Annotated in this window: 6 protein-coding genes and 1 tRNA gene; all 7 read left to right on the forward strand. The window is 73.4% G+C overall.

What is annotated here, in order from left to right; genetic code table 11:
* The first annotated feature begins 74 nt into the window (after positions 1–74).
* The 7 genes from ACWC09_RS40675 to ACWC09_RS40705 all read left to right on the forward strand — a co-directional run bounded on the left by ACWC09_RS40675 (position 75) and on the right by ACWC09_RS40705 (position 6,445).
* Positions 75–1,028: a phosphatase PAP2 family protein gene (locus tag ACWC09_RS40675; RefSeq protein ID WP_450856104.1), complete on the forward strand. Its 954-nt coding sequence runs from the start codon at positions 75–77 to the stop codon at positions 1,026–1,028.
* Positions 979–2,139 (forward strand): hypothetical protein, encoded by a 1,161-nt coding sequence (locus tag ACWC09_RS40680; protein WP_450856105.1) that lies wholly within the window; start codon positions 979–981, stop codon positions 2,137–2,139. Before ACWC09_RS40675 ends, ACWC09_RS40680 begins: the two co-directional genes overlap by 50 nt.
* Positions 2,140–2,200: 61 nt before the next feature.
* Positions 2,201–3,802, forward strand: coding sequence for a hypothetical protein (locus ACWC09_RS40685; protein ID WP_450856106.1), 1,602 nt, complete (start codon positions 2,201–2,203; stop codon positions 3,800–3,802).
* Positions 3,799–5,148, forward strand: coding sequence for an AAA domain-containing protein (locus tag ACWC09_RS40690; RefSeq protein ID WP_450856107.1), 1,350 nt, complete (start codon positions 3,799–3,801; stop codon positions 5,146–5,148). Before ACWC09_RS40685 ends, ACWC09_RS40690 begins: the two co-directional genes overlap by 4 nt.
* Positions 5,149–5,333: 185 nt before the next feature.
* Complete coding sequence (locus ACWC09_RS40695; RefSeq protein ID WP_356354655.1) at positions 5,334–5,702, forward strand: hypothetical protein; 369 nt, start codon at positions 5,334–5,336, stop codon at positions 5,700–5,702.
* Positions 5,703–5,823: 121 nt separating this feature from the next.
* On the forward strand, positions 5,824–6,381 hold the full coding sequence (locus tag ACWC09_RS40700; RefSeq protein WP_450856108.1) for a bifunctional DNA primase/polymerase: 558 nt from the start codon (positions 5,824–5,826) through the stop codon (positions 6,379–6,381).
* Positions 6,372–6,445: transfer RNA gene (locus tag ACWC09_RS40705), tRNA-Lys, on the forward strand. Before ACWC09_RS40700 ends, ACWC09_RS40705 begins: the two co-directional genes overlap by 10 nt.
* Positions 6,446–6,477: the final 32 nt, after the last annotated feature.

A 6,477-nucleotide genomic window follows, 5' to 3' on the forward strand; every position in this document is an offset into this window, starting at 1 on the left:
GCCCTGCGTGTACGCCGTAAAGTGGCACGACCCGACCACCGGGCGCCGCGCGGGAATGAAGGGGGAGCGATCGGATGCCGAAGACCGAGACCACACCGGGCATCGAGGCAGCGGCCCCGCGCGTGCGTCTGCGCTGGTGGACGGAGCTGCCGCTGATCCTGCTGGTGTACGCCTGCTACTCGGCCGGCCGGCTCCTCGCCCGCGGCAACACCGCCGGTGCCGTCGACCACGGCCTGGACATCCTCCGCATCGAGAAGTTCCTGCACCTCAACGCCGAGCACCCGCTCAACCGCCTCTTCACGCGCGAGACGTGGCTCGGCGTGCCCGCCGACTTCTGGTACGCGTCGCTGCACTACCTGGTCACGCCCGCGATCCTGGTCTGGCTGTTCCGGTCGCGTGCCGTGCACTACCGCGCGGCCCGCACCTGGCTGATGACGTCGACCTTCTTCGGCCTGATCGGCTTCACCCTGCTGCCCACCTGTCCGCCCCGCCTCCTCGACGCGAGCCACGGCTTCGTGGACACGATGGCCCAGTACAGCTCGTACGGCTGGTGGGGCGGCGAGGCCAGTGCCCCGCGCGGTCTCGGGGGCATGACCAACCAGTACGCGGCCATGCCGAGCCTGCATGTGGGCTGGGCTCTGTGGTGCGGGGTCATGCTGTGGCGGTACGGCAGGACGCGTACGACGAAGGTCGCCGCCGTGGCCTACCCGCTGCTGACGACGATCGTGGTCATGGGCACCGCGAACCACTACTTCCTCGACGCGGTGGCGGGTGCGGCCGTGATGGGCGTCGGGCTGTTCCTGACGCCGTACGTGATGCGGGGCGCGGACCGGATCAGGGAGCAGTTGCCGCTCGACTCAGGGCGCTCTCAGGTCGCAGGTTCCTCAATTGTCAGTGGCGGATGCCAGACTTCCGCGGGTGAGCGATTTCCACGGCAGCGCGAGTCCCGGGCCGGGTCCGGATCGAGGGTCGAGCCCGGTGCCTCCCCCACGGACGCGGGGGAAGGCGCTGCGGCAGCGGCTCGCTGAGCTGCGCGGTCCCGAGGTACCGGCCAAGGCGCTGGACGCGCGCGCCCTGGCCGCCCTCGCCGCCAACCCGGGCTGCAAGAGGCGCGCGATCCTGGACGGCGCCGGGGTGAACAAGGCGGCGCTGGCGAGCGCGCTGGGCGCCCCGTCGGCCTTCGGGCAGTCGCAGTTCGCGCTGACGCGGGGCAACGCCTTCGAGGCGAAGGTCAAGGCGGACGGCGGCGCGGAGCTGCTGCGGCTGGTGCACGAGAAGCTGGACCGCCACGCCGAGCCGCCCGTCGACGCGCACGTGCCCGACCTCACGGCGATCGGCCCCGAGGGCCGTACGGCCCGCACGGCCCTCGCCCTCCGCGAGGCGACCGCCGCCCCGGGCACCTGGACGCTCCTCGACCACCCCATGCTCGCCCTCGACGTGGCCGGCTCCCCCGCCTTCCTGGAGCCGGACGCCGTGGTCGTCCACCCGGACGGCAGCTGGACGATCGTGGAGATCAAGTCCTTCCCGATGCTGGACGGTTCGGCGGACCCGGCGAAGGTCGGCGCGGCGGCCCGCCAGGCCGCGGTGTACGTGCTGGCCCTGGAGGAGGTGGCGGCCCGCCTGGGCGCGGAGCCGCAGGGGCGCGCCGGCCCGGTGCCGAAGGTGCGCCACCGCGTCCTTCTCGTCTGCCCCAAGGACTTCTCCAACCTCCCCACCGCCTCGGCCGTCGACGTCCGCAAGCAGCGCGCCGTCACCGACCGCCAACTGGCGCGCCTCACCCGCGTCGAGGACATCGCCGACACCCTCCCCGAGGGCACCTGCTTCTCCCCCGACCTGTCCGCGGCCGACCTGACGTCCGCGGTCGAGTCGGTCCCGGCGGCGTACGCCCCCGAGTGCCTGTCCGCCTGCGAGCTGGCCTTCCACTGCCGCGACCGCTCCCGCGAGTCCGGCGCGGTGACGTCCCTGGGCCGCTCGGTCCGCGCCGAACTGGGCGGCCTGACGACGGTGGAGGAGGTCCTGGCGGCGGCGCGAGGGGAGGCCGGTGATCCGGAGGACCCGGCGGTGATGGCGCTCAGGCGCGCGGCAGAGCTGCGGGCGGAGGCGCTCGGGGCCGTGGCGGCGGGCGGTGCGGCCGGATGACCGAGCTCACGCGCTCCGCCGCAGGTGACCCACGCACCGGGTCGCCCATGGAGGTCACCCCATGTCGCTGATCGCCACCCTCGCCCGCCTCGAAGCCGTCACCACCGGCCGCGCCCAGCCCGCCGCCACCGTCCGGCACCGGCACCTCGCCGACCGCCCCCTGGTCCTCGTGCCGCTCACCACCGCCGGTGAGGCCGGAGCCCCGCTCGGCGCGCTGGTCGGTACCGACCGGGACGCGCCGCGCCTCCTCGTCGTACCGCAGCCGCGCGACCGCGACCTGCGGTTCGCGTTCCTGGCCGAGCTGGCCGACGTCGTCCTGCCGTACATCGACGCATACGCGGAGGACGTGGAGGCCGCCGAGCGCAACGAGACCGATCCGGAGACCGGCAAGCGGGTCAAGGTCGAGGTCGAACTGTGCGCGGACGCCCCGCAGTTGATCGTGCCCTCCCGCGCGGGCGCCGATTTCGTCCGGCTCCTCGGCCGCTCCATGCGCTTCAGGCGTACGGCGGAGCAGGACCCGGAGACCCCGCATCCCGCGCCCCCGCGTGTGCCGCTCCTCGGCCGCTGGCTGACCCACTTCGGCGAGCGTGCCCGCGTCCCCGGCTCCGCCCTGCTGCTCGCCATGACCGACGTCCTGTCCCGGCACTGGGCCACCGGCCAGTCCACCCTGGAGGACCAGCACCTGGGCGCCCTGCTGGCCTGGATCGCCCCGCCGGAGGGGAGCACGGGCGCGGAGGCGGCGCTGCGGGCCGAGCTCGCCCGCGACCCCGAGGGCCAGCTGCTCTGCCCGCCCGCGGGACCCGCCACCGACCCGGCCTTCGACAACAAGCTCCTCGCCCCGGCCATCGAGCGCTACGACCGCGCGCGTACCGCCCTCGCCGCCGCCGAGGACGGCCTGGAGGCCGACGACCGGCTCGGTGAACTCACCGCCGCCGAGCGGCAGATCCGCGACCTGGTGCTCAGCCGCACCCTGCCCACCTGGGAGAAGGTCTGGCAGGGCCTCGACCTCGTCCGCGCCCTGCCCGTCGGCGCGCACGTCGAGGAGCGGTGGACCCGCGACCGCTGGTCGTTCACCGCGCACCGCGACCGCGTCTGCGCCGGCGAGCCCCCGCAGCCGCGCCGCGACGACGCGGTGACCGCGGCGAACAAGCTGGCCTCGCGCGAGCGCGAACAGGCCCGCCTGGAGGCGCAGGAGGCCCTCGACGACCCGCTGGTGATGGCCGGGCGGCGACTGTCCGGGGAGGCGTTCGCGGGCGAGGTCACGGATGTCGTGATGGCGTACAGCGAGAGCAAGCGCCCCAGCCCGCGCCCGCTGGTCACCGTGCGCACCGACGACCGGCCGCATCTCGGCGAACGCGCGAAGGCGTACCGCTCGCTGGGCGGCAAGCCGCAGACCACCGAGTTCGTGGGCTACGAGGACTCCCCCGACGGCGGCGCGCTGGTGGTGCTCCGCGTCCTCGACAAGATGGGCCGCGGCAAGGAGCCGGAGGCCGGTTCCGTGCCCGAGAAGGGCGACCGGCTCTGCTTCACCCTCTTCGAGCACGAGCAGCGGGGCGGTCCCAAGCTGCCCGACCCGGAGGAGACCCCGTGGACGCACGGCGGGCCGCCCGGTGAGGCCGCGCCGGAGACCGCCGATCCGATGACCGCGGAGGACGTGCTGTGACGACCGTTTTCGACCAGGGTGTTCTCGACCCCGGTACGGCCGCCGACCGGGCCACCGACGCGATCCTGCGTGACACCCTGCACGGCACCCACCGAGGCGTGGTCGTGGACTCCCCGCCCGGCGCCGGCAAGTCGACGCTCGTCGTGCGCGCGGCCCTCGAACTGGCCGACGCAGGGCGCCCGTTGATGGTCGTCGCCCAGACGAACGCCCAGGTGGACGACCTCGTCCTGCGCCTCGCCGAGAAGAACCCCGACCTGCCGGTGGGCCGGCTGCACAGCAGCGACGCCGACGCGTACGACAAGGCGCTCGACGACCTGCCGAACGTCCGCAAGTCGGCGAAGGCGGGCGACCTGACCGGCCTCCCGGTCGTCATCTCCACCGCCGCCAAGTGGGCGCATGTGAAGGTCGACGAACCGTGGCGGCACGCGATCGTCGACGAGGCGTACCAGATGCGCTCGGACTCCCTCCTCGCCGTCGCCGGCCTGTTCGAGCGGGCGCTGTTCGTCGGCGACCCCGGCCAGCTCGACCCCTTCGCCATCGTCGGCAGCGAACAGTGGGCGGGCCTGTCGTACGACCCCTCCGGCTCCGCCGTCACCACCCTTCTGGCCCACAACCCCGAACTGCCGCAGCATCGGCTCCCGGTCTCCTGGCGCCTCCCGGCGTCCGCCGCGCCCCTGGTCTCCGACGCGTTCTACCCGTACACCCCGTTCCGCAGCGGCACGGACCACGGCGACCGCGCCCTCGCCTTCGCCGTCCCCTCGGACGGTTCCGGTCCCGACCGGGTGATCGACGCGGCGGCCGAGTCGGGCTGGGGCCTGCTGGAGCTGCCCGCCCGGCACACGCCCCGCACCGACCCGGAGGCGGTACGGGCGGTGGCGACGGTCGTACGACGCCTGCTGGACCGGGAGGGCGCGGCCACGTCGGAACGCTCTCCGGCGCCCTCGCCCCTCACCGCCGACCGCATCGCCGTCGGCACGGCCCACCGCGACCAGGCGGCGGCGGTACGGGCGGCACTGGCCGAGCTGGGCGTCACGGACGTCACCGTCGACACGGCGAACCGTCTCCAGGGCCGCGAGTACGACGTCACGGTCGTCCTCCACCCCCTCTCCGGCCGCCCCGACGCCACCGCCTTCCACCTGGAGACCGGGCGCCTCTGCGTCCTGGCCTCCCGCCACCGGCACGCCTGCATCGTCGTGTGCCGCGCGGGCGTGAGCGACCTACTGGACGACTATCCGTCGACGGAGCCGGTCCAGCTGGGGACGCTGGTGAAGTTTCCGGACGGCTGGGAGGCGAATCACGCGGTGCTGGCCAGGCTGGCGGAACACAGGGTGAGCTGGAGACCGTGAGCGGCCTGCCCACTCGCCGACCACGTGCCATCGCGGACCCGGGAACATCGCGTGCCTGGGAACATCGCGTGCCCGCTGCACCTTGATACCGCCGGAGGCACCCCGCCCTCTTGCACAGCCGCGAGACAATGGACGGTGGCCCGCACGCCGTACGGGTCGTCCGTGACGTACGAGGAGGAGAAGACATGGCGGAGCAGACGCCGCGTCGGAACGAACCGCGGCTGCGCCCCGCGCCCCTGCTCTTCGAGCCCGCGGAGGTGGCCTCGGATCCGGAGCACTTCTTCGACCTGGAGTCGATCGACGATCCACGGGCGCTGCTGGCCCGGGCCACGGAGCTGACGCACGCTTTTCGCGCGGCGGCCGACCGGGCGGTGGAGTTCCAGGCGATGGCGGCCGCGCAGCTCGCGGACCCGCGGCGGTTCGACCGGCTGACTCCGGCGGACATCGCGGAGCGGGCCGAGTGGACCGAGGACTACGCCAAGAAGATGGTCGAGTTCGGGCGCGACCTGATGCGGGGCGCCGAGGGCGAACTGGGGTCCGCGGACCCGGTGTGAACACACACATCTTCGGTTTGGCATATGCCAGGTGGGCAAGATACCCGGCCTCGCCCCCTGTTGTCCCGACTTTCGGCAACCCTCGGAAACGGCCCGTTCACAGCCGGTAGATGTAGCTGCCATGAGCAGCGATCTCATCACCCCGGACGGAGCCGCCTGGCTCGCCTCGGCGGGAACGTATCCGCGCAGCACGCTCGCCCTCTGGCAGGAGCGCCCCGACGCCCCGGTCGTACTGCCCTGCGGTTCCGCCTTCGACGTCGTCAGCGTGCCCGCGGTCTTCGGGCGCCGGATGGTCGACCGCCTGTGGGTCGAGGGACCGGGCTCGGGTCCGGTGGCCACGTTCCGGGGCCGGATGATGCTGTTCGCCGCGCCGGGTACGGCCCAGCGACTGCCCTCACTGCTGGCATGGGAGGAGTTCGGCCGTACGGGCGCGATCCCGCCGCTCCTGTGTCACGGCGTAGGCGACGCGGTCACCGTCCCGGCCCTGCTCTCCGCCACCCCGCCGGCCTCCGGCGACTCGCGCTGGCTGGTCGCCCCGGACACCCGTGACCCCTGGCTACCGGGCCCGGAAATCGTGCTCTGGGCTGCGGTAAGGGCAGCACGGGCGGCCGTACGGATATCGATTTCGTCGTCCGCCGATCAGGATGCTAAGGTCTACGACGTCAGCAGGCGCCGCTAGCTCAGTTGGTTAGAGCAGCTGACTCTTAATCAGCGGGTCCGGGGTTCGAGTCCCTGGCGGCGCACGACACGATGAAGGCCCCTCGCAAGCGCGGGG

This window comes from Streptomyces sp. NPDC001617 (assembly GCF_053596855.1).